Origin of the sequence: Cellulomonas biazotea, assembly GCF_004306155.1 — a bacterium.
GTDB lineage: Bacteria > Actinomycetota > Actinomycetes > Actinomycetales > Cellulomonadaceae > Cellulomonas > Cellulomonas biazotea.
The window spans coordinates 1-693 of the sequence record NZ_BIMR01000482.1; the positions used below are offsets into that span (position 1 = coordinate 1).

The following is a 693-nucleotide window of genomic DNA, read 5'->3' on the forward strand; positions in this document are numbered from 1 at the left end:
CGGCCAGCGCGACGCCGTCGGCCCGGGCGGCGCGGACGGTCGCGAGCGACGTCCACGCGGTGCCGCCGTGCACGACGACCGCCGCGGCACCGGAGCCGCCGGCCCGAGCACCGTCGGCGACCGTCGCGAGCCGCTCGGCGGCCACGGGACCGGGCACGGCGCGCAGCGCGGCGTACCCCGAGAAGGTCGGCAGGACGCCCGCGACGACCTGGGCGAGCAGCGGCTCGTGCAGCAGGACGGTGACCTGCGCCCCGGGCACGGACCGGTGCACCGCGGCGACGTGCTCGCCGATCCCGACCGCGAGCGACTCCGCGAGCTCCCGGACGGCGCCCGCGTCGGACAGCACCCGGTCGCCGCGCGCGAGGTACAGGCTCGCCGCCAGCGTCAGGGGTCCGGCGACGGGCAGCACGAGCGGGCCCGTGTACCCGTGCGCGGCGACCGCGAGCGCGTCGAGGTCCTCGCGCACGTAGGCGCGGGCACGACCGAGGTCGCCCCCGGGTCGGTCGGCGAGCTTCCAGCCGTGCGGTCCGAGCTCGGCGGGCAGCTCCGCGAGCAGGGCGGCGGCGTGGCCGACGCGGTCGCCCCACGGTCCGCGCGCGGGCAGCAGGACGGTGAACGGCAGGCCGGCGACCTCAGACGGCGCGTCGACGAGGTCGCCGACGACGGTCGACTGGGCCTCGAGCACGTCGGTGC

Annotated in this window: 1 protein-coding gene; it reads right to left on the reverse strand. The window is 79.4% G+C overall.

The features are described 5' to 3' along the window. Positions 1–693: uroporphyrinogen decarboxylase/cobalamine-independent methonine synthase family protein (locus CBZ_RS20335; RefSeq protein ID WP_130783229.1), on the reverse strand; the 693-nt coding region annotated here is incomplete at both ends.